General features: G+C 36.8%; 28 protein-coding genes. 26 read left to right on the forward strand and 2 right to left on the reverse strand.

Annotated elements, in window-relative coordinates; translation table 11 throughout:
- Positions 1–3 precede the first annotated feature (3 nt).
- Positions 4–969, reverse strand: coding sequence for an asparaginase (locus tag QNJ52_RS06105; RefSeq protein WP_219491814.1), 966 nt, complete (start codon positions 967–969; stop codon positions 4–6).
- A 74-nt stretch (positions 970–1,043) separates the two neighbouring features.
- Between QNJ52_RS06105 and cmk the strand changes: the two genes are divergently transcribed.
- From cmk to QNJ52_RS06215, 22 genes are all read left to right on the forward strand, one after another.
- Complete coding sequence (gene cmk / locus QNJ52_RS06110; protein ID WP_219491811.1) at positions 1,044–1,694, forward strand: (d)CMP kinase; 651 nt, start codon at positions 1,044–1,046, stop codon at positions 1,692–1,694.
- A gap of 80 nt (positions 1,695–1,774) precedes the next feature.
- Entirely contained in the window at positions 1,775–2,938 is a 1,164-nt protein-coding gene (gene rpsA, locus QNJ52_RS06115) for a 30S ribosomal protein S1 (RefSeq protein WP_219491808.1), read from the forward strand.
- A 109-nt stretch (positions 2,939–3,047) separates the two neighbouring features.
- Positions 3,048–4,358 carry a ribosome biogenesis GTPase Der gene (gene der, locus QNJ52_RS06120; RefSeq protein WP_219491805.1) on the forward strand — a complete coding sequence of 437 codons (1,311 nt, stop codon included), beginning with the start codon at positions 3,048–3,050 and terminating at the stop codon, positions 4,356–4,358.
- A gap of 10 nt (positions 4,359–4,368) precedes the next feature.
- Complete coding sequence (locus QNJ52_RS06125; protein ID WP_219491803.1) at positions 4,369–5,367, forward strand: NAD(P)H-dependent glycerol-3-phosphate dehydrogenase; 999 nt, start codon at positions 4,369–4,371, stop codon at positions 5,365–5,367.
- 9 nt (positions 5,368–5,376) lie between these two features.
- Positions 5,377–5,583, forward strand: coding sequence for a DUF2768 family protein (locus QNJ52_RS06130; protein WP_219491800.1), 207 nt, complete (start codon positions 5,377–5,379; stop codon positions 5,581–5,583).
- Entirely contained in the window at positions 5,576–6,277 is a 702-nt protein-coding gene (locus tag QNJ52_RS06135; protein ID WP_241427434.1) for a hypothetical protein, read from the forward strand. The genes QNJ52_RS06130 and QNJ52_RS06135 overlap by 8 nt, the downstream gene beginning before the upstream one ends.
- 111 nt (positions 6,278–6,388) lie before the next feature.
- Positions 6,389–6,661 carry an HU family DNA-binding protein gene (locus QNJ52_RS06140; RefSeq protein ID WP_041636009.1) on the forward strand — a complete coding sequence of 91 codons (273 nt, stop codon included), beginning with the start codon at positions 6,389–6,391 and terminating at the stop codon, positions 6,659–6,661.
- Positions 6,662–6,761: 100 nt separating this feature from the next.
- Complete coding sequence (gene hexs-a, locus QNJ52_RS06145; RefSeq protein WP_219491796.1) at positions 6,762–7,193, forward strand: hexaprenyl-diphosphate synthase small subunit; 432 nt, start codon at positions 6,762–6,764, stop codon at positions 7,191–7,193.
- Positions 7,186–7,908: a demethylmenaquinone methyltransferase gene (locus tag QNJ52_RS06150; protein WP_283722118.1), complete on the forward strand. Its 723-nt coding sequence runs from the start codon at positions 7,186–7,188 to the stop codon at positions 7,906–7,908. The genes hexs-a and QNJ52_RS06150 overlap by 8 nt, the downstream gene beginning before the upstream one ends.
- A 5-nt stretch (positions 7,909–7,913) precedes the next feature.
- Positions 7,914–8,891, forward strand: a complete 978-nt coding sequence (hexs-b, locus tag QNJ52_RS06155; protein WP_219491791.1) for a hexaprenyl-diphosphate synthase large subunit — start codon at positions 7,914–7,916, stop codon at positions 8,889–8,891.
- A 71-nt stretch (positions 8,892–8,962) separates the two neighbouring features.
- Positions 8,963–9,409, forward strand: coding sequence for a nucleoside-diphosphate kinase (gene ndk, locus QNJ52_RS06160; RefSeq protein ID WP_219491789.1), 447 nt, complete (start codon positions 8,963–8,965; stop codon positions 9,407–9,409).
- 119 nt (positions 9,410–9,528) lie between these two features.
- Positions 9,529–10,689, forward strand: coding sequence for a chorismate synthase (gene aroC / locus QNJ52_RS06165; RefSeq protein ID WP_283722119.1), 1,161 nt, complete (start codon positions 9,529–9,531; stop codon positions 10,687–10,689).
- Positions 10,690–10,698: 9 nt separating this feature from the next.
- Positions 10,699–11,772, forward strand: a complete 1,074-nt coding sequence (locus tag QNJ52_RS06170; RefSeq protein WP_219491783.1) for a 3-dehydroquinate synthase — start codon at positions 10,699–10,701, stop codon at positions 11,770–11,772.
- The gene (gene aroA, locus QNJ52_RS06175; protein ID WP_283722121.1) at positions 11,769–13,070 is read left to right on the forward strand and encodes a 3-phosphoshikimate 1-carboxyvinyltransferase; all 1,302 of its coding nucleotides are present in this window, start codon (positions 11,769–11,771) and stop codon (positions 13,068–13,070) included. Before QNJ52_RS06170 ends, aroA begins: the two co-directional genes overlap by 4 nt.
- Positions 13,070–14,284 (forward strand): tetratricopeptide repeat protein, encoded by a 1,215-nt coding sequence (locus tag QNJ52_RS06180; RefSeq protein ID WP_283722122.1) that lies wholly within the window; start codon positions 13,070–13,072, stop codon positions 14,282–14,284. Before aroA ends, QNJ52_RS06180 begins: the two co-directional genes overlap by 1 nt.
- Positions 14,271–14,798 (forward strand): YpiB family protein, encoded by a 528-nt coding sequence (locus QNJ52_RS06185; RefSeq protein ID WP_219491774.1) that lies wholly within the window; start codon positions 14,271–14,273, stop codon positions 14,796–14,798. The genes QNJ52_RS06180 and QNJ52_RS06185 overlap by 14 nt, the downstream gene beginning before the upstream one ends.
- 2 nt (positions 14,799–14,800) lie before the next feature.
- Entirely contained in the window at positions 14,801–15,226 is a 426-nt protein-coding gene (locus QNJ52_RS06190) for a DUF2487 family protein (protein WP_219491771.1), read from the forward strand.
- 117 nt (positions 15,227–15,343) lie between these two features.
- Positions 15,344–15,847 (forward strand): QcrA and Rieske domain-containing protein, encoded by a 504-nt coding sequence (locus tag QNJ52_RS06195; protein ID WP_012657018.1) that lies wholly within the window; start codon positions 15,344–15,346, stop codon positions 15,845–15,847.
- A gap of 11 nt (positions 15,848–15,858) precedes the next feature.
- Positions 15,859–16,533 carry a menaquinol-cytochrome c reductase cytochrome b subunit gene (qcrB, locus tag QNJ52_RS06200; protein WP_012657017.1) on the forward strand — a complete coding sequence of 225 codons (675 nt, stop codon included), beginning with the start codon at positions 15,859–15,861 and terminating at the stop codon, positions 16,531–16,533.
- 30 nt (positions 16,534–16,563) lie between these two features.
- Positions 16,564–17,352 carry a menaquinol-cytochrome c reductase cytochrome b/c subunit gene (locus QNJ52_RS06205; RefSeq protein WP_219491769.1) on the forward strand — a complete coding sequence of 263 codons (789 nt, stop codon included), beginning with the start codon at positions 16,564–16,566 and terminating at the stop codon, positions 17,350–17,352.
- Positions 17,353–17,405: 53 nt separating this feature from the next.
- Positions 17,406–17,984 (forward strand): DUF1405 domain-containing protein, encoded by a 579-nt coding sequence (locus tag QNJ52_RS06210; RefSeq protein ID WP_219491766.1) that lies wholly within the window; start codon positions 17,406–17,408, stop codon positions 17,982–17,984.
- Between the two features lie 49 nt (positions 17,985–18,033).
- Positions 18,034–18,729, forward strand: coding sequence for a zinc metallopeptidase (locus QNJ52_RS06215; RefSeq protein ID WP_219491764.1), 696 nt, complete (start codon positions 18,034–18,036; stop codon positions 18,727–18,729).
- A gap of 51 nt (positions 18,730–18,780) precedes the next feature.
- Here the strand turns inward: QNJ52_RS06215 and QNJ52_RS06220 are convergent, their stop codons facing one another.
- Positions 18,781–19,653: a YitT family protein gene (locus QNJ52_RS06220; RefSeq protein WP_219491759.1), complete on the reverse strand. Its 873-nt coding sequence runs from the start codon at positions 19,651–19,653 to the stop codon at positions 18,781–18,783.
- Positions 19,654–19,711: 58 nt separating this feature from the next.
- Between QNJ52_RS06220 and QNJ52_RS06225 the strand changes: the two genes are divergently transcribed.
- From QNJ52_RS06225 to QNJ52_RS06240, 4 genes are read left to right on the forward strand one after another with little or no spacing between them, the layout of a single operon-like run.
- Positions 19,712–20,029 carry a nucleotide pyrophosphohydrolase gene (locus tag QNJ52_RS06225; protein WP_133433108.1) on the forward strand — a complete coding sequence of 106 codons (318 nt, stop codon included), beginning with the start codon at positions 19,712–19,714 and terminating at the stop codon, positions 20,027–20,029.
- 14 nt (positions 20,030–20,043) lie between these two features.
- Entirely contained in the window at positions 20,044–21,177 is a 1,134-nt protein-coding gene (gene bshA, locus QNJ52_RS06230; protein WP_283722123.1) for an N-acetyl-alpha-D-glucosaminyl L-malate synthase BshA, read from the forward strand.
- A 2-nt stretch (positions 21,178–21,179) separates the two neighbouring features.
- Positions 21,180–22,406, forward strand: coding sequence for a CCA tRNA nucleotidyltransferase (locus QNJ52_RS06235; RefSeq protein ID WP_283722124.1), 1,227 nt, complete (start codon positions 21,180–21,182; stop codon positions 22,404–22,406).
- On the forward strand, positions 22,393–23,358 hold the full coding sequence (locus tag QNJ52_RS06240) for a biotin--[acetyl-CoA-carboxylase] ligase (protein WP_283722126.1): 966 nt from the start codon (positions 22,393–22,395) through the stop codon (positions 23,356–23,358). The genes QNJ52_RS06235 and QNJ52_RS06240 overlap by 14 nt, the downstream gene beginning before the upstream one ends.
- The last annotated feature ends 2 nt before the right edge of the window (positions 23,359–23,360 follow it).

Here is a 23,360-nt window from a genome sequence, read left to right on the forward strand (position 1 = left end):
TTTTTAACGTTTGAAGTAATCGTCAAGAAGAGCATCATTTAAGCCATTACTTATTGCGACGATAAGTTTTAAACGCGCTTTCTGACCGTTAAGTCCATTGGAGAATATGAGACCCATCTTCTGTAGCTCATACCCGCCACCTTCGTACTGATAGTTACCACTTGCAATTCCATTGAAACATCGGGATACGATGACAATCGGGATATTTTTATCGATTAGATGCTGGATGCCGTCTAATGAAGAAGGCGATAAGTTTCCTTGTCCAAGCGCTTCTATAACAAGCCCGTCATATTCCTGATCAGCAAAGAATTTAATTAAGTCTGAGTCTAGGTCGCTATGGGCTTTTACGAGTCCAACTTTAATCGCTTCATTGACTTTAACCAGCGGGGGATGTGTTAATGGATGATGATGGAAATAAATATTGTTTTTCGTGATAATACCGAGTGGTCCGTAATTTGGACTTTGAAAAGTACTTGTATTTGATGTATGGGTCTTTGTTACGTTCATAGCTGTATGAATTTCATCATTAAACACAACAAGCACGCCTTTGTTTTTGGCATCACCATGGCAAGCTGTACGTATTGCGGAGATGTAGTTATACAGACCATCTGCCCCGATTTCGTTGGATGAACGCATCGCGCCGGTTAAGATTACTGGAATTGAAACGTTGAGGGTCAAATCCAGAAAATATGCTGTTTCTTCGAGTGTGTCAGTGCCATGTGTGATGACGATACCATCATAGTTTTCTTCGTATATTTCATTGATAATTGATTTTCTTAATATATTCATATGTTTAAGGGTCATATGAGGAGAGGGGATTTGAAATGGGTGTTTTTCAGTAATGTTTGCAATCGACTGAATGATTTCGATATTTGACATAGGATTTGTGTCATTCGTTGTGACGACACCCTGCGCATTTTCAGACATACTGATTGTTCCACCTGTATGCATTACGAGAATATTTTTCATTTTAGTCCTCCAATATACATTGATATAGCTCTATGATAGAATAATTAAGATTAAACAACAAGGTAGGTATATAAATGAATAAGATAAATATCGCAATAGACGGACCTGCAGCAGCAGGAAAAAGTACAATTGCTAAGCGTGTCGCTGAAGCATTAAGCATGATTTATGTGGATACTGGGGCGATGTATCGTGCGATTACACTCGCACATTTAGAGCAGCCTGAAATAGAAATCGATAAGTTGGTTGAGCATATAGATTTGAAGCTGATCAATAGATCTGGTCAGCGCATTTATCTCAATGGAAGTGATGTCAGCGATAGAATTAGAGAGCACGATGTTACATCAAATGTGTCTAGGGTTGCTAGTATTGAAAGTGTTAGAACGAAACTTGTGAATCTTCAGCAGAATATGACAGCGCATAAAGGTGTTGTTATGGATGGTCGAGATATTGGAACGAAAGTTATTCCTGAAGCTGAATTAAAGGTGTATATGGTAGCCTCTGTAGAAGAACGTGCAGAACGTCGTTTGATTGATAACAGAAATAGAGGGATTGCCTCAACATTCGAAGAATTGAAAAGAGATATTGAACGTCGTGACCACCTGGATATGACGCGTGAAATCTCGCCGCTCACAAAAGCAGAGGATGCTATTGAAATTGATACAACGGGAAAGTCAATAGAAGAAGTGACAGCCCAGATTATTGAATTAGCAAAAAGCGCAATGTAAAAAGCGTATTCCTTGACTTTCAGCTCGATTTGTAAGAAGTTTATAATAACACTAGTTGTAATTTCAAGGAGGAATCCACAATGACAGAAGAATTTAACGAAGCAATGATTAAAGAAATTCAAGAAGGAGACAAGGTTAAAGGAACGGTACAAGCGATTGAAGAGAAACATGTCGTTCTTAACTTAGATGGTGCAAAATATGATGGTATCATCCCAATCAGTCAACTTTCAAGTCTACATATTGACAATGCTGAAGAAGTCGTTCAAATTGGCGATGAGATTGAAGCGTTTGTTACTAAGATTGAAGATAAAGAGGAAGATGGTCATTACATCTTATCTAAACGTCAACTAGATGAATCTGAATCATTTGAATCATTAAAAGAAAAGTTCGAAAATGATGAAACGCTAGAAGCAGAAGTTAAAGAAGCAGTTAAAGGTGGTCTTGTTGTTGATGTAGGCCTAAGAGGATTTATTCCGGCATCTTTAATTTCTACGAATTATATTGAAGACTTCTCAAACTACGTTGGTCAAGTATTAACTTTAAAGATTGAAGAACTAGATCAGGAGAAGAACCGTGTAATCTTAAATCACAAAGCCATCGAAGCTGAAGAGAACAAAGTGAAAAAGGAACAACGTCTTGATGAAATTGAAGTTGGTTCTGTAATCGAAGGCGAAGTTTTACGTATTACAAACTTTGGAGCGTTCGTAGATATCGGTGAAGTAGATGGTCTTGTACATATCTCTCAAGTTACGCATGATCATATCGATAAGGTTGAAGATGCTCTGTCTATCGGCGACAAAGTTAAGGTTAAAGTATTAAGCGTCGACAAAGAAGCAGAACGCGTTTCTTTATCAATTAAAGCTGCTTTACCTGGGCCGTTTGAAACGATTGAAGAGAAGTTTAGTATCGGAGACATCGTTGATGGAGAAGTTGTTCGTCTAGCAAACTTTGGAGCTTTCGTTGAAATTGATAAAGGATTACAAGGCCTTGTGCATATTTCTCAAATTAGTCACGAACATATCGGTAATCCATCAGAAGTCCTTGAACCAGGTCAAAAGGTTAAAGTGAAGATTCTGGATATCAACAAAGAAGAGAAACGTATTGGTCTTTCAATTAAAGCGACTCAAGAACAAGTAGAAGATTTTGATACTACATACTTGAGCAATGCTTCAAATCAAGAGAATCAAGATGCTCCAACACTTGGAGATATGTTTGGAGACAAACTTAAAAACTTAAATCTTTAATAGAGTTCTAAGGAGACAATGGCGCTTGCCTTGTCTCTTTTTTTTTAAATATTAATAAATGATAAACTATGTTAAAATAATAGGGATATTATTTGAGAGGATAGATAAAATGACAAAACCAACGATAGCGATTGTAGGTCGTGCAAATGTAGGGAAATCTACAATTTTTAATAGAATCGTCGGGGAACGTGTTTCGATTGTAGAAGACACACCCGGAGTTACAAGAGATAGAATTTATTCGAGCGGAGAATGGTTGACACATGAATTCAATATTATAGATACAGGTGGGATTGAGCTAGGTGATGAGCCTTTCCAGGAGCAGATTCGTGCTCAGGCAGAAATTGCGATTGAGGAAGCGGATGTTATCATCTTTATGGTAAATGGACGTGACGGGATTACGAATGAAGATGATTTCGTGGCAAAACTATTATTTAAATCAAGCAAGCCTGTTGTATTAGGTGTCAATAAGATTGATAATCCTGAAATGCGTGCAGATATATACGAATTCTACTCATTAGGATTTGGAGAGCCTATTCCGATCTCTGGATCACATGGTTTAGGTATTGGAGACTTGCTGGATGAAGCGGCAAAGCACTTCCCTGAGCAGCAGGAAGAAGATTATGATGATGATGTTATCAAATTCTCTCTTATAGGAAGACCAAATGTGGGGAAATCGAGTTTAATCAATGCAATCCTTGGTGAGGAGCGTGTTATCGTATCACCAGTCGCAGGTACAACACGAGATGCAATAGATACGGTATACACTTTTGAGGATCAGGAATACGTGATGATCGATACAGCTGGAATGCGTAAAAAAGGTAAGGTATATGAGGCAACGGAACGTTATTCTGTATTACGTGCCTTGAAAGCAATCGAACGTTCTAACGTTGTGCTGGTTGTTATCGATGCTGAAGAAGGTATTATTGAACAGGATAAGAAGATTGCTGGATATGCCCATGAAGCAGGTAAAGCTATTGTTATCGTTGTAAACAAATGGGACACTGTTGAGAAAGACTCAAAAACGATGAAGAAGTTTGAAGATAAAGTGCGTGAAAACTTCCAGTTCTTAGATTATGCACCGATTGCCTTTGTTTCTGCAAAGGAACGCAAACGTCTGAATACATTATTCCCACTGATTAATATGGCAGGGGAAAACCATCGTAAACGAGTTCAAAGCAGTACGCTTAATGAAGTGATCACTGATGCTGTTGCAATGAATCCAACACCAACACATAAGGGCAGTCGATTAAACATCTTCTATACGACACAAGTTGCGATTGAGCCACCAACTTTTGTATTCTTCGTCAACGATGTTGAGATGATGCATTTCTCTTACCAAAGATTTTTAGAAAATAGAATTCGTGCAGCCTTTGGATTCGAAGGAACACCACTACATTTAATTGCAAGAAAGAGAAATTAGGAGTGATTGTATGCTACAAGTTTCAGTAATCGGTACAGGTTCATGGGGTACTGCACTAGCGAATGTACTTTCAGAGAATCAGCACGACGTTTTAATGTGGGGGAAGACCCAAGCTACCGTTGATGAAATCAACACGCATCATACGAATGAAAAGTATCTTAAAGAGATTCAGCTGCACGATGCATTGCAAGCGACTTCAAATATTCAGCAAGCAGTACTGCATGCAAAGGTAATCATAATAGCTGTTCCTACGAAAGCGATTCGTTCAGTCATGCAGCAGATTAATGAGGTTGCGGATGAAAAGAAAATTTTTATTCATGTTTCTAAAGGGATAGAGCCTATAACATTTAAAAGAATCTCTGAAATGATAACCGAAGAGATGGATCCTGAGAAGTTTGAAGGTGTCGGTGTTCTGAGTGGGCCGAGTCATGCTGAAGAACTTGCACTTCAGCATCCGACAACGGTGGCTGTAGCAAGTGACAACAAACAGATTAAGCAGATTGCACAAGATATTTTTATGAATTCGTATTTTAGAATCTATACGAATGATGACTTGATTGGTGTTGAAATTGGAGGTGCGCTTAAGAATATTATCGCACTTGCAGCAGGGATAACAGATGGCCTTGGCTATGGAGACAATGCTAAAGCAGCCTTGATGACACGTGGTCTCGCTGAAATCACACGCCTTGGAACGAAGATGGGAGCAGATCCGTTAACATTTCTTGGGCTTGCAGGGATTGGCGATTTGATTGTGACATGTACATCAGTACATTCACGAAACTGGAAATGTGGCAATATGCTGGGTAAAGGTGCTTCTCTAGAGGAAGCGCTAGCACAAATGGGTATGGTCGTTGAAGGAGTCCGTACGACACAAGCTGCAAACGAAATGGCACAAGCATTTGGTGTTGAGATGCCGATCACACAATCCTTATATAAGGTGCTGTTTGAAGGTCTTGATGTCAATGAAGGAGTTAGGAATTTGATGAACAGAGAAAAAACGAACGAATAGAGGTAGACTATGTTTAATATTTCTAGAATGGATTTAATGTGGGTATCATTTTATTCGCTTGGGCTAATGCTTCTCGCAATGATGCTTATTTATCTCGCAAGGTTTAAGATTGCTAATAAACCATTGAATATGATTGTTACGTTTCTTGCATATGCAGCATTGCTTATAAGTGCACTGCTCATGTTTGTCGTGTTAGGTGGTTCTAGTTATGCGTAAATCTTTATTATTATTACTGGTTTCTTTGCTGCTCAGTGGATGCATGTATCCTAAAGAAGCGCTTGAACAAAATCAAGTCGCACCTCAAGATCAGCTGAACATGGTTCAAAATGCTGTTGAAAGTTATCAGAAGGATACCGGTGGATTGCTACCACTGAAAGATAGAGATCAGACTTATGAAATCTATTTAAAGCATCCAGTTGATTTTGGAAAGTTAAAACCAAAATATCTTTCGCAGTTACCAGGCTCATCATTTGAAATGGGTGGCTATTATCAGTATGTGATGATGGACGTAGATAAAAATCCTAAAGTGATGATTGTAGATCTAAGAACATCAGATACTTTAAAAAATTTAAGAATTCGACTCGAGACGAAATCGAATGAATTGGCATTAGGAAAGAAGATAGGTCCAAACCTTTATAAAATTAACTATAACAAATACGGTCTTGATCAATACCCGACAGTGAAGAGCCCTTATTCGGGCGAGGCATTACCTATTTATATCAACGGGGGGAACGAATTTAAGATAGATTACTCTCTTGATCTTGGTCGTGCACTACAGAAACATCAGGTAAAACAAGGGGAGGATATCCGATATATTCTCTATCAGGACAACCCAATATTACCTGCCTATTCAGTACCTTATACTGTAGATGATAAGAATGAACCCGTTTTCAAAACCGTACAACGCTAAAAAATTGTTGATAATATACAATAACCGTTGCAGTGACAACGTTTATTGTGTTAAAGTCATAACAGAATGATATTTTATATCATTTACATAATGTTGGGGAGGTGAATTGACATGAATAAAACAGATTTAATCAATGCAGTTTCTGATAGTGCAAACTTAACTAAGAAAGAAGCAGGTTTAGCAGTTGATGCTGTTTTCGAATCAATTCAAAAATCACTATCTAATGGTGAGAAGGTACAATTAATTGGTTTCGGTAACTTTGAAGTTCGCGAACGTGCTGCACGTAAAGGACGTAATCCGCAAACTGGTGATGAGATTGAAATCCCAGCAAGCAAAGTTCCAGCATTCAAAGCTGGTAAAGCATTAAAAGATGCAGTGAAATAAATGCATCTAAAGCCCACTATGGGCTTTTTTTATTTGTTCTTATACCATTTTTTATGAATTATCGTTATAATAATGGAAGGACAAAAATTGAGGTATGGCAATGAAATATTTAGTTAACCTAGAAAATCAGATTAAAGAGCTAAAAAAACGATATGCATATTTTCAGATGATCAATTTTGAGCAGGAAATCATTGATATTGTGAGCAATCTTAAAGTAGATGACAATGTTAAAAGTGCAATCGTTGTTATTGATACAAGTATGCGTATGCAAAGTGTGATCAATGATAATAATAAAGACAGGCTTGTGCTATCTACTGACATATTAAGTGCGTTATTTTATCGCTATTTATCACAGCCGTTTTTACAAGATGACTTTAAAGTTTTAACGCGATGTGTCACGCGTATTAATGAATTGAAAGAATTACGTTTAACGATAACTGAACAAGATAAATTAACAGAAATAGATCAGGAAATTCATTATATGTTTGTACAACCTTATATGAATGATGAGAAAGTGGTGGCTTATGAGTAAACAGTTAAATGGACAAGAAAAAAGTGAATTAGTACATGATGTTTTTCAAAATGTTTCAACGAAATATGATCGATTAAACGATATAATAAGTTTCAATCAGCATAAATCGTGGCGTAAATATACGATGAAACAAATGAAAGTTAAAAAGGGCGCAAAAGCACTGGACGTATGTTGTGGCACAGGAGACTGGACAATACAGATGTCTCAGGCAGTAGGTAGTCATGGCCACGTTACAGGCTTGGATTTCAGTGACAACATGTTAAGTGTCGCACATAAAAAAACGGATCATATTGCTAATATTAATCTTATTCATGGTAATGCGATGGATTTACCATTCGAAGACAATACATTTGACTATACGACAATTGGTTTTGGATTACGTAATCTGCCGGATTATAAGAAAGGCTTAGAAGAAATGTATCGTGTATTAAAACCTGGAGGAATGATTGTAGTCTTAGAAACAAGTCATCCAACGATGCCAGTATTTAAACAAGGATATAAGCTGTATTTTAAATACATTATGCCTTTCTTTGGTAAAGTTTTCGCGAAATCAATGAAAGAATACAGCTGGTTACAGCAAAGTGCATTTGAATTCCCGGATAAATACACGTTAGCGCATTTAATGGCTGAAACGGGCTTTACACATATTAAATTCAAAGGCTTTACAGGTGGCGTAAGCGCGATGCATCTCGCATACAAACCAAAAGAAAACTAGAATGGATGATTGCTGTGAGTTATAAAGCATTTTTACAACCATATATATTTGAAGTTGAACAGAGGTTACAGACGTTAATTCAAAGTGAATCTACAGTGATCACCGATGCATCTAAGCATATATTAAATTCTGGCGGTAAACGCGTGAGACCGATGTTTGTACTGTTAAGCGGATTTCTAGCTAAAGGTGATAAAGAACATTTGATTCGTACAGCTGTATCACTGGAACTTATACACATGGCAAGCCTTGTTCATGACGATTATATAGATAATAGTGACAAACGTAGAGGTAATACTTCTGTGCATATGGCTTTTAACAAGGACACAGCAATTCGAACAGGACATTTCTTATTGGCTCGTGCATTAGAAAATATTGCAGAAATTAAGGATTCACAGTATCATCAAATATTCAGTGAAACAATATTAGAAGTTTGTTTCGGCGAATTTGATCAGATGGCAGATCGCTTTAATTATCCCATTACATTCACAGAGTATTTAAGACGCATTAATCGTAAAACTGCAATTCTCATTGAAGCAAGCTGTCATCTAGGAGCCGTGAGTACGAATCTTGATTCATATACAACCTATCATATCAAACAGTTCGGTCACTGCATTGGTATGAGCTACCAGATTATTGATGATATTCTGGATTATACGAGTAATGAAGCGACACTTGGTAAACCGGTAGGAAGTGACATCCGAAATGGACACGTCACCTACCCGCTTATAGCAGCGATTGATGTATTAAATCAGCGTGAGGATTACAGACTGGAACAAAGTGTAATGCAATTACAGCAAGCTTCAGATGAAGCGGTATTTGATTTTATCATTGAACAGGTGAAACGACATGGCGTACACTCTTCGGAAGTATTGAGCAGAAAGTACGGTGATAAAGCGAAATTTCATCTAGATCAACTGCCTGACAGTAACATCAAAAGCTATTTAGTACAAATTCATGAAAAAATGTTGAAACGTATTTATTAGTAATTGCAAGAAATCGCTTACAATGTTAAACTGTTTAAGGATTTACTAAATTAAAAGAGGTAGGGATAACCATGGAAAAAACATTTTTAATGATTAAACCTGACGGTGTAGGTCGCGGTCTTATCGGAGAAATCGTAAAACGTATTGAAAACAAAGGCATCAAAGTTGTAGGTGCTAAATTAATGACGGTGTCAGAGGATTTAGCTAAAACACATTACGGTGAGCATAGCGAAAAACCATTCTTCGGCGAATTAGTTGAGTTTATTACTTCAGGACCTGTATTTGCGATGGTACTTGAAGGTGAAAACGTTGTTGAAATCGGACGTACATTAGTAGGTAAAACAAACCCTGCCGAAAGTGCTCCTGGAACAATTCGCGGAGACTTTGGTATGACTGTTGGTAAGAACATCATCCATGGTTCAGATTCAGTCGCATCAGCTGACAAAGAAATCGCATTATGGTTTAAAGAAGAAGAAATTTTATCCTATGACTTAGTGACATCTGCTTGGGTGTACTAAATCGAAAACGATTAAATACTTAGGTTAAGACATATTTGTCTTGACCTTTTTCTTTTTGATTATAAATATCATTGTAAGTGCGTTATAATAATACTTATTATATATTGTGAGGTTTTAATATGAGATTTCTAACAGCCGGAGAATCACATGGTCCGAAACTAACTGTGATTATTGAAGGTATTCCATCGAACATGAAGTTATCAAGTGACATGATTAATAAAGAGATGTTCAAACGTCAAGGTGGTTATGGGCGTGGCCGTCGTATGCAGATTGAAAAGGATACAGTCGTAATTACATCAGGTGTACGCCATGGCATTACACTCGGCAGTCCGATCACAATCGAAGTGATTAACGATGATCATAAACATTGGCTTAAGATTATGGGTGTAGAAGAAAGTGAAGAAATGACGCCGGATAAACGTAAGATTACAAAGCCGCGACCGGGTCATGCGGATTTAGTTGGTGGTATGAAATATCGTCATAGAGATTTACGTAATGTTCTGGAACGATCCAGTGCTCGTGAGACTGCTGCACGTGTTGCTGTCGGTGCAGTGTGTAAAGTGCTGCTTGAATCTTTAGGGATAAGTGTCTATTCACGCGTCATAGAGATTGGTGGTGCACGAGATAATGGTGAATATACTCTGGATGAAATTAAGAAGAAAAATGACATAAATGATGTTCGATGCATTGATGAAACAGTGGCACAGATGATGCGTGATAAAATTGACGAAGCAAAGTCGAATGGGGACTCCATCGGTGGAGAAGTACAGGTTATTGCTGACGGCGTGCCAGTCGGTCTTGGCAGTTATGTGCAATATGATCGCAAGCTGGATGGTAAAATTGCACAATCTGTCATCAGTATCAATGCATTTAAAGCTGTGGGTTTCGGTGCAGGATATGATATGAAGCATCTACCTGGATCTAAAGTACAAGATCCAATCAGCTATAAAGAGGGTAGCGGCTACTCTAGAATGACTAACAATCTTGGGGGATTTGAAGGTGGCATGACGAATGGGATGCCGATTATAGTGAACGCTGTAATGAAACCTATACCGACGTTGTATAAACCGCTTCAATCTGTTGATATCGATACGAAAGAAGTATATCAGGCTTCAATCGAACGCAGTGATAGCTGTGCTGTACCTGCAGCATCCATTGTCTGTGAACATGCGGTTGCGTTTGAACTAGCAAAAGAGATATTAAATGAATTCCAGAGCAATGATTTAGAGCAGTTGAAAGAGAGTATTGCACGACATAGACAGGCAATCCTTGATTATTAAGGAGCAGATATGAAGTTAACGACAAACTATATAGACAATAATTATGATATTGTTGTAGAACACGAAGCATTCAATTTAAATCTTGACTTTAAACATTATGATAAACGTATCGCACTGATTGATGAATCCGTTCATCAGCTGCATCAACAGAAAATTGATTTGTTCTTGAGCAAGCATTCTATCTTAAAGTTGTTGATTCCAAGTGGCGAGCAAGTGAAAACAATACATCATTATAGCAAGGTGGTAGAAACGCTATTATCGATGCATGTAACAAGACACAGTTGTCTCTTTGCAATTGGAGGAGGTGCGACAGGTGATTTTACAGGATTTGTTGCAGCAACTGTCCTACGTGGCATTCATTTTATTCAGGTGCCCACAACAATACTTGCTCATGACGCCTCGATCGGTGGTAAAACTGGGATCAATGCAAGCGCAGGTAAGAATTTAATCGGTGCATTTAAACGACCTGATATGGTGATCTATGATCTGGATTTTCTAGATACGTTATCACAAAGCGAAAAGTTAAGTGGCTTTGCTGAAATTATTAAACACGTATTACTCAATGCTAATGGTCGTATTGGTAAAAGTGATACTTTATTAGAAATAATGCATGACGTTCAAGATGGAACTTGTTTGAGTGAGCTGCATGCGATTGATAAGTGGATAACATTTGGTATTCAGACAAAGATGAAAGTTGTGCATGATGATGAATTTGAATCAGGTGTTAGAAAGTTTTTAAACTTCGGACATACTTTGGGGCATGCGATTGAATTTCATCATAAGTTACCTCATGGCATTGCAGTAATGCATGGCATGATCTATGCATTACTTTTAAGTGATGTGACTGAAACTGACATCCTATCACTCATGCGCTGGATGCACCATCTCGGGTTAAAGAAATTAGCCTATGATAACTTTGATATATATTACAAGCTTATGAGACAGGATAAGAAGAATGTAGCGAATGATATTAGTTTTGTATTGTACTGTGAAAATAATGGATATAAAGTAGAACAAGTAGATGTTAAACGACTAAGGAAAGCATTTGAGAGGTTAAGAAAGCTAGAAGGTGAACTGTTGTGAAATTAAAATATAATGGCCCATTAACAGGAGAAGTTTCTGTTCCTGGTGATAAATCGATAACGCATCGTGCAATTATGCTTGCGAGTTTAAGTAAAGGAAAGACGGTTATTTCAAAGCCATTACTGGGAGATGACTGTATTTCAACGATTAATATTTTCAGGAAGCTAGGCGTTCAGATTTCAATAGAAGAGGATAACGTTATCGTTGATTCACCAGGCTATGAGCAGTTTCGTGAGCCTGATGAAATCCTTTATACTGGAAATTCAGGGACTACGACACGATTATTATGCGGCTTACTTGCGGGTCTTCCATTTAAGACGATATTGGACGGAGATGCATCCATTGCGCAACGTCCGATGGGGCGCGTGATCGAACCCTTAAGACAGATGGGGGTAAATATTAAGGGAAGGAATAATCAGTTTACACCGATTATGATCAATGATGGAGATATTTCTAAAGTACAGGGAATAGACTACATGATGCCTGTGAAAAGTGCTCAAGTAAAAAGTGCGATATTACTAGCCGGTCTATATGCAGATGATGAAGTGCACATCACTGAACAAGACATCTCTCGAAATCATACGGAATTAATGTTTAAAAACAGTAATATTGATATTGAGGTTAATGATAGAACAATCCTGTTAAAACCAAATGGTATACATGACATTAAGATGAATGATATACATATTCCTGGAGACATATCTTCGGCTGCCTTCTTTATTGTTGCTGCATTGATTATCCCTGGCAGCATGATTACTCTGCATGATGTTGGAACGAACGTAACGAGAAGTGGTATTCTAGAAGTTGTCAAGATGATGGGCGGTAATATTCAAGTTATTGACAAAGCACAACAGACAGAACCTGTAAGTGATATCATCGTTTCATATACGCATAATCTGACAGGAATTACGATTGAAGGTTCATTAATTCCGAAGCTTATTGATGAGATACCAGTGATTGCATTACTCTTAGCACATGCACAGGGCAGGAGTGAGATAAGAGATGCAGAGGAACTGAAGGTGAAAGAGACCAATCGAATTGATACGGTTGTTTCTGAACTGAACGCATTAGGTTATAAGTTAGAACCAACAACGGATGGTATGATCGTTTACGGTAAAGTAAAGGATGTGCGTGCACGTAATATCTTTGATTCTTATGGCGATCATCGTATCGGAATGATGCTTGCAGTTGCAGCATTACTTGAAAAGGTAGAAATCGAAATCAATCAATTTGAAGCGGTAAATATTTCATATCCGAACTTCATAGGACATATTAAGCAGTTAAAAGGAGATTTGTAATGGATATTAATCAATTAATCGATCAGATTCATCTGCAGCATCTAGAAGGCCTGAACGATAATGTTAAAAGGGCTTTATTTACAGATGATCATGATGCACTTTTTGAACTGGGTACAACCCTCATGCAGTTTGGTATTGTACAAGAAGGTAAACTTGTGTTTGAACGGCTGTTTGAACTATACCCCGATGAGCCTGAGGTACTAAGCTTTTATATCGAAAGTTTAATCGATACGAATGATATGGATCAAGCACTAATGATATTACATGGGCTTCCTAAAACAATAGAAAGATTGATGCTTGAAGCGGATATCTTTCAACAGCAGGATATGCCAGAAGTCGCAATTGAGAAGGTGAAGGAAGCTTATGAACTATCTAGTGAAGATCCAGTGCTTAGCTTTGCATTAGCAGAACTCTATTACTTTGACGGGCAGTATCTACCAGCTGTAAGAAACTACGAAACACTATTAAATAGTGGTATCGATGAAATTAATAATGTTAATTTGAATTTAAGGATTGCAGATAGTTTATTACAGACGGGTGATTATGATCAGGCGGTAGTTTACTATGAGAAAATAGACGAGAAAGATTATACGAGCGATGATTTCTTCAAAAAAGCGATTAGCTATCAAAAATCCGGGCTGATGGATAGAGCAATATCGACACTGCAGTCTTTACTGGATAAAGATCCTGATTTTATGCAGGCATATCTGTTATTAGTTGAGCTGTTAGAAAGTGAACGCAAATATGAAGATGCAATCTTGGTAGGTCAGCAAGGGATACGATTAAATGAATTTTATAAAGAGCTGCTTGTGGATACTGGACGTATTATGATTAAGATGCATAATGAAGAAGGAGCAGACTATCTAATCCAGGCTCTAACAATCGATCCATCGTATACTGAAGCAGGATTAGTATTAGCAGACTACTATCGCAAAGAAGAACTGTATGAAGAGATGGTCCAGTTATTCACTGTTATTGACGAAGATGATATTGATCCAGAGATTTTATGGCATTTAGCATATAGCTATCAACAGCTGGAAAAAGATAAAGAAGCAAAGCATTTCTATAAAGAAGCTTATAATAGTCTGAATGAAAATGTCTCTTTCCTGAAAGATTATTATTATTACACCCGAGAAATAGCAGATCAATCTCGCAGCGAACAGCTCTACGAAATAATTATTGGTCTGGAACCGGAGTTTGATGACGCATACTAATATTGTCGATGACCGCAGAAACTATATAAGATATCTGCTACTCAATCATAATATTGACAACAAGAACACGGTGTGGATATTAAACTTATTAAAAGATCGAGATGATATACTCTCCTATATTCATATTATGAGAGCTGATGCATTTATTAATCGTCTGATTATTTATCCAGACTTTAAATGTCATCTCGTACTTGCTCATGGAATTATTACCGATGCTTTTGTCATTTTTCATTATTTATCTTCATTAAATCATGATATTTATCTGGATGTCATACTTCATGATAACAAATATGTTGAAATTGAGATAAAAGAACTGCTGAGCTATGTAGTAATATCATTAAATAACTTTGAATACAAAGAAATTAAGAACAAGCTTCACTATATCCAGCATAATGAAATTATAAAGAAAGAAGTTAAACGTTACATAGAGCCTTTGATTGAAGAAACTTTAGTGAATAAAGATAAGGATAAATTTAATCAACTTACGCATTTATTACAGATGATAGGAGAATAGGAATGCTTTTTAATCATAATGATCTTATGTTGCTGAACGATCAGATAGAATATATTGATACTGCAATCATCCCGGCAATACCAGCCAACTATACTTCTCGACTTTTAGATATAGCAGATCAATATGAAATGATTCAATATGTAACTTTAGGTGCTGAACAACAGTTTAAAGGACGTCTCCTTGTATTGCCTCCAGTGCAAATTTTAGGTGACTATGATCCGATTGGTCTTATAGATACACAACTTAAAGAATATGGATTCAAGAATATCGTTGTCGTATGTCCACAAACATTACAAATTGATGCTGATAATGTCCATAAAGTGAGTATCATTCCATTAGAATCTATGGATAATGAAATGAAACAGGAATTTATTCAGGATAATGTCAAATCGTTGATGAAATTTATTATTACACTTTGGAATAAATAATGACAATTTTAGTACTTAAATTGTGACATCTTATTGACCAAGCTATATTTATAGGCTAAAATTGATATGTCCTAGTATATTTTATAAAAAGAATCGCATTAGAGGGGGGAAAATTAAATGAGCCAACGTGTCACACGACGCCAATTTTTAAACTATTCCTTAATGGGAGTTGGATCATTTATGGCTGCTGGTATGGTTATGCCTTTAGGTCGTTTTGCACTAGATCCAGTATTTAAAAGTGGTGCAGCTGGAGATATGATCACTACTAGCGTTAAAGTTTCAGAAATTAAAGAAGAACCGACAAAGGTTGACTTTAAATTCGAACAAAAAGATGCATGGTACACGAGTGAAGTAACAGAATTTGCATGGGTATATAAAGAAGGCGATGAAATTATTGCTTTATCTCCTGTATGTAAACACTTAGGTTGTACAGTATCTTGGAATGGTGATAAAGGTAATCCGAACCAATTCTTCTGTCCATGTCATAATGGTCGTTATGAGAAGAATGGTAAGAACGTTCCTGGTACACCACCGCTTGGGCCTTTAGACCAATATAAAGTTGGAGAAAAAGGCGGAATGTTAACAATCGGTAAAAAACACGAAAATGAATTAGTGAAATAGGAGGGGACAAAATGATCGATAAAATCTATGATTGGGTCGATGACAGACTCGATATTACACCAATTTGGCGCGATATCGCAGATCATGAGGTGCCTGAGCATGTTAACCCTGCTTATCACTTTTCTGCATTCGTATACTGTTTTGGTGGATTAACATTCTTTATTACTGTAATACAAGTTTTATCAGGTATGTTCTTAACGATGTATTATGTACCAGATATTGTTAACGCCTGGAAATCAGTTTATTATTTACAGCATGATGTAGCAGCAGGTGTTATCGTACGTGGTATGCATCACTGGGGTGCGAGTCTAGTAGTAGTAATGATGTTCTTACATACACTACGCGTATTCTTCACGGGATCATATAAACAACCACGTGAATTAAACTGGTTAGTCGGAGTATTAATTTTCTTCGTAATGTTAGGATTATCGTTTACTGGTTATTTATTACCATGGGATATGAAAGCATTATTTGCGACAAAAGTAGGTTTACAAATCGCTGAATCCGTACCGTTTATCGGTCCATGGGTAAAAACTTTATTAGCTGGTGACCCACATATTGTTGGAGCACAGACATTAACGCGATTCTTCGCGATTCATGTATTCTTCTTACCTGCATGTTTATTCGCGTTGTTAGCAGCTCACTTTATTATGATTAGAAAACAAGGTATTTCGGGGCCACTATAAACACGAATATTCTAAAAGGAGGTTATACAGATGCATCGCGGAAAAGGGATGAAATTTGTTGGTGATTCACGTATTAAATCTTATGAAAAACCAAAGTTAAATCGAGATTATTCAGAATTTCCTGGTAAAACAGAAAGCTTCTGGCCAGATTTCTTATTAAAAGAATGGATGACAGGTGCGGTATTCTTAGTTGCATATTTATGTTTAACAGTAGCGCACCCATCTCCATTAGAACGTATCGCGGATCCATCAGATACAGGTTATACACCTTTACCTGACTGGTACTTCTTATTCTTATACCAAATCTTAAAGTATACGTATGCTTCAGGACCATTTAATACATTTGGTGCGATTGTTATGCCAGGGATTGCATTCGGTGCATTAATGTTAGCACCTTGGTTAGATCGTGGACCAGAGCGTAAATGGAATAAGCGTCCATTAGCTTCAGGATTTATGTTATTAGCGGTAGCCATCATCTTCTATACGACTTGGGAATCTTCACATTACCATGATTGGAAGAAACAAGCTGCACAAGGTAAAATCGTATTCACAAATTTAGATAAGAAAGACCCGACATACGAAAAGATCATTAAATCTAACTGTACTTCATGTCACGGTGGAGAATTGACAGGTGGCGCTGGTCCAAACTTGGTTAAAGCGAATCTACCTGCAGCTGGTGTAGAAGCGTTTGTTAAAAATGGTAGTGGCGCAATGCCTTCATTTAAAGATACGCTGACAGAAGAACAAATTAAAGAAGTTGGAAAGTTCATCGAAGGTTTAGAAGAAACTGACGAGAACGGAAAGCCATTGAAAAAATAATATTTTAGAGAATCATCTTATTCTAGATGATTCTTTTTTTATGAGGTGATCACTTGTCACAATATTATTACTGGATACAAAATAAAAAGTTTCTCACATTGATTATATTTTGTAATATTGTCGGTACGGTGTATGGATACTACTGGTATTTAGGTCAACTTCAGCAGACGAAATGGTATTTTATACCGTTTGTTCCAGATAGTCCGACTGCATCATTATTTTTAGTGATTGCACTGACGGCAATATTAATGAATAAGCATCTTCCGATAATTGAAGTCCTTGCGTTCGTTACGCTGATAAAATATGGTGTCTGGGCTGTCGTTATGAATATCCTCGTCTTTATTACGCTAGATGATGTCACGGCGATGGGAATGATGCTTGTAATCTCACATGCAGTTATGGCAATACAGGCGTTATTATTTGTTCCTTTGTTCAGAGTCAGCTTATTATCAATCGGAATTGCATCAATATGGGTATTTCATAATGATGTCATAGACTATGTTTATATGCAGTATCCGGTTTACAGTATGCTTTCTGACTATATCCAGCATATCGGTTATTTTTCATTCTGGTTATCAGTGTTTAGTTTTGCTTTATTATTTATCTTGAATAGAGATAAATTATTTGATTAATTTTGACCAATAAATTAGAATTAAATTAAATCTATTAAGGAGTGTTTTGATGAGCTATATTCTTTATTTTATTATTATTATGCTGGTGCCGATGTATTTCCAGTATAAAGTAAAATCAACTTATAATAAGTACAGCAGGGTGAAATCTACAAGTGGTAAATCAGGACAGCAAGTAGCAGAGGAAATACTTGCAGCGAATGGTATTACAGATGTGAGAGTAGTAGAAGGCGAAGGCTTTCTATCAGATCATTACGATCCATCAAAGAAGCTTGTCGTACTTAGTCCCTCTAACTTCAGACAGCCAAGTGTTGCTGGTACTGCAATCGCTGCGCATGAAGTTGGTCATGCGATTCAGCATGCGACTGGATATAGTATGCTGAAGTTACGTAGCGCTTTGTTGCCTCTAGCAAATTTAGGAACAACATTCAGTTACTTGTTAATTATGGTCGGAGCAGTATTAACTGGCATTTCTCAGCAAGGCGGAGGAATTGGTTCTATGGCAATCTGGGCTGGTGTCATCTTAATGTCCTTTGCTGTATTATTCTCAATTGTTACACTGCCTGTTGAATTTGATGCAAGTAACCGCGCGATGAATCAAATAGAGAAATTAGGCATTGTGAATGCTGAAGAATATAAGCATGCGAAACGTGTACTATCAGCAGCCGCTATGACATATGTAGCAGCAACAGCAGTAGCAGTAGCAGAATTCTTAAGATTCTTCATGATGGCAAGAAATAGTGATTAATCATTAGTAGAGGTCAGAACAAATTTGTTCTGACCTCTCTTTTATCATCCATTATCTTTCAATGGGTTTTTTAAATTCATCTAATGTAAACCCTTCACCTAATACATCATGTACATCAAGTAATGATACAAATGCATGCGGGTCAATTGAGTGTATGATTTGTTTTAAACGTGTAATTTCATTTCTTGGTACGACACAATAGATGATGGGTCTTTCAGTTTGGGAGTAGTGACCATGAGCAGAGATAATCGTCACTCCGCGGTCAAGTAATGAATTGATTTCGTCTGATATTTCTTTATGTCGTTCTGAGATGATCAGTGCGCCACGAGCAGAGTATCCAGAATCCTGAATGATATCAATTACGCGTGCTCCAACAAAAACGCATACTAACGTATACATTGTTATGATGTAATCACCGATTGTAATATAGGTTGCAATAAGAACTAAGCAGTCAAATGCAAACATCGTTCTTCCCATAGCGATATCGAAGTATTTCTTCATCAAACGTGCCAGTATATCCACGCCTCCAGTAGTGCCTCCGAATCTGAATATTATACCAAGACCCACGCCTATAAAAACGCCACCAAATAAACTTGCGAGTAGTAGATCTTCTTTTAGGTCGATATGCATTGGATAGCGCTCACAAAGCCATAAGAATAACGATACACTTAGCGTGCCTGTAAGCGTATAGATAAAAGACAGCCTTCCAAGAAGCTTATACCCAACAAAAAATAGTGGAATATTAAAAATTAAGTTCATGAGAGCAGGGCTTGTACCAAATAAATGATATAATATTAACGCAATGCCGGTAAATCCACCTTCAGTCAGTTCGTTTGTCATATTGAAATTTACAATACCAAAACTAAAAATAAATGCACCTATTAATATGAAGAAGATGTTGATTAAATTAAGATGTATTTTCATATTTAATCTCCTTTCAAATTATATTATACATAATATTCTGTTATCTTGGAGGAAATGAATGAAAACATTAGAAGAAATGCAGCAGGAAGTTGATAAATATATTAGCCAGTTTAAGACAGGCTACTTTACACCGATGGAAAATATGGTCCGACTCACGGAAGAGGTAGGAGAGCTTGCGCGTGAAATCAATCATGTGTATGGACCAAAACAAAAGAAGTTAAGTGAACAAGAAAAAGAAATAGGAATGGAGCTCGCAGATAACTTGTTTGTACTCATCTCTCTTGCAAATTCAATGGATATTGATCTAACCCATTATTTCGATAGAACAATGGAGAAATTTAATACAAGAGATTTTAATAGATTCGAAAGAAAATAACTGGAGGTTTTACTATGAAAATTGGAATTACATGTTATCCGACAATGGGAGGCTCAGGTATCATTGCTACTGAACTAGGAATAAAAATGGCAAAACGTGGACATGATGTGCATTTTATTACGTCTAATACACCATTTAGAATTCATTTTCAGATGCCTAATATTACTGTTCACCAGGTGGATGTCAATCAATATTCCGTCTTTCAATATCCACCTTATGATATTACACTTGCTACAAAAATAGCGGAAGTTATTAATCTGTATGATCTTGATGTCCTTCATATGCATTACGCTGTTCCCCATGCAATTTGTGGTATTCTTGCCCGACAAATTGCGAGAAAAGATGTAAAGATAGTAACGACTTTACACGGAACGGATATCACAGTATTAGGCTATGATTCAACGCTTAAGGAAGCAATTAAGTTTGGAATAGAAGATAGCGATGTTGTTACAAGTGTCAGTAATTCGTTAACAGAAGAGACCTATGAAATTGTTGCACCCAATAAAGAGATTCAGACGGTCTACAACTTTATTAACGAAGAAGATTTTAATAATACATCCAATCCTAAATTGAGGGCCTGCTATGGTATTACCGAAGAAGAAAAGGTAGTTATACACGTATCGAATTTCCGTAAAGTTAAACGCATACAAGACATCTTGAAAACATTTAAGCAAGTGTCTGAAAAGACTGCTTCTAAGTTATTATTGATTGGTGATGGGCCAGAGCTGTCAAATATGCGACTTTGTGCTGAGCAGCTGGGTATAGGTGACAAGGTGTTATTTCTTGGAAAGCAGGAACAAGTAGCACCATTATATCAGATGGCAGATTTATTCTTATTGATGAGTGAAAAAGAAAGTTTCGGTCTCGTATTGTTAGAGGCGATGCATTCCGGTGTCGTATGTATCGGAACAACAGCGGGAGGTATTAAAGAGGTTATCAGACATGGAGAAACAGGTTATATTGTGGATGTTGGAGATACGGAGGCTGCCGGAGAATATGCACTTGCTCTGTTAACAGATGATATACTTTATAAAAGATTCCAGAAAAACATGATAGAAGATATTAACTCACGATTTTCATCTGAACATATTACAGATCAATACGAAGCAATCTACAGTAATTTAATTGAAGGTGCAAGAGAACAGTGAGGATGCAGATCAAGAATATGATAAAGGCATTACAGCCACATGAGCAGCATCGATTTAAGTGCGCATTCGGTATCATCGAAACTTTAGAATCATATGGATACAAAGGCTATATCGTTGGCGGTGCTATTAGAAATCTATTAATGGGTATCCCGGTCAATGATATCGATATTACCACTGACTGTCTTCCAGAGCAGATGATCCGTATCTTCGAACGCACAATTCCTGTCGGGATTGAACATGGAACAGTTATAGTACTTGTTGACGACTTCCCATTTGAGGTGACAACGTTCAGAGAGGATGGCGAATATAAGGATCACCGAAGGCCAGACTCCGTAAACTTTGTAACGTCATTGAAAATAGACCTGGAACGAAGAGATTTTACTGTCAATGCGATTGCAGCAGACAAATATCAACTTTATGATTATTTTGACGGAACAAAACATATCGAAGACCAATTAATTCAAGCGGTTGGTAATCCTGCATTAAGATTTGAAGAAGATGCATTGCGGATTATACGTGCTTTAAGATTTATGAGCGTATTAGATTTTAAAATTGAGCAAGAAACTTTAGAAAATATGAAGGAAAGCGCACAATATCTTGAGTCTGTATCAATTGAAAGAATAATAATAGAGTTATGTAAACTTTTATCAGGGGTAAATGTAACAAGATCATTAAAGTTATTTTTTGAACTTGGAATTAATCGCTATATTCCGTTTTTTAAAGACATGAAGCCTTATATCGTTACCCAGCCGGTACTACTTTATGAATACATCTCAAGTTACATATTTCTTCATGATCAGACACTTTCACAGACACTTCCGCAACTGAAGTTGTCAAATGCTGAAAAGAAAAATATTAAACAGACAATAACGCTACTGCATCATTTGGTAGAAGGTGATAGAACAATCGAATATCTACTTTATCATTTTGGATTAGATTTCTTGAAACGTACACTGAGTCTTGCAAGGACGGTTAATATTGAAAATCTTCATATTAACTATAAGTCTTATGATGAGAAGTCACTTTCTGAAATATACGACGGGCTACCCATTCATTCGAGAGAGAGTCTTGCAATCAATGGTACAATACTAATGGAATATTATAAAAGAAAAGGTGGTCCGTGGATAAAAGATATCCTGAGCATCACCGAGAATGCGGTTTTACACAACGAGGTGCAGAATACAAAAAATACTTTGCTGGAATGGATTGATTGTAATGTCGAAATATGAAAATGATATCGTTAAAATGTTGCTCGAGTCGAATACTTCTGTGTCAGGACAAAAGATTGCTGAACAATTAAATATATCACGAACTGCTGTATGGAAAGCGATTGACCAACTAAAGGACAGAGGATATAAGGTTGAATCTATTAGTAATAAAGGTTATCTGCTTGTTGCTTTTCCAAAACAGTGGGACAGTCATCTTCTCAGTAGCATATTAGAAAGGTCTTCATTATTTAATAAAGGATATATTTTTGAAGAACTTAAGTCTACTCAGGATGAAGCAGAAAAGATTGCTTTGTCAGAATCACAGCCTTTTATAGTGATTAGTGAGAAGCAGACGGAGGGTAGAGGTCGTTTTAAACGTCATTGGTCATCGCAGCCCAATACAGGGTTATGGATGAGTATCGTATTACAGCCTGACATCAGTTTGCAGAAACTAACAACATTTAATCTATTTATCGCACTTGCGCTCGCTAAAACAGTTGGATACTATCATCCAGATGTTAAAATAAAATGGCCCAATGATATTTATCTGAATGAAAAGAAATTAAGTGGATTCTTAACAGAAATTAAAGGGAGCCAGGATAATATCACTCAAATTATTTGTGGTATTGGTGTTAATTTAAATACCCAGCGCACTGATTTCCCGAATGAACTTGAATCAACTGCTACTAGTTTACATATTGAAACAGGTGATAATATTGATAGATATGAATTCCTTGAAAGACTAATACTGAATGTTGAGAAATATTATTATTTGTTCTTAACAGGAACATTTAGTGAAATCAAAGATGAATATGAATCATATGCCTTAATATTTGACCGAACATTAAAGTATACTGAAGGAAGTCGTGTAATTATTGGTCAAGCCGAGTCCTTGAATAATGATGGCACATTGAACGTAAAATCAGCAGAGGGTGATATGCATCGATTTATCAGTGCTGATATTGAATTGTAGGT

The sequence above is a fragment of the Macrococcus sp. S115 genome (assembly GCF_030067655.1).
GTDB lineage: Bacteria > Bacillota > Bacilli > Staphylococcales > Staphylococcaceae > Macrococcoides > Macrococcoides psychrotolerans.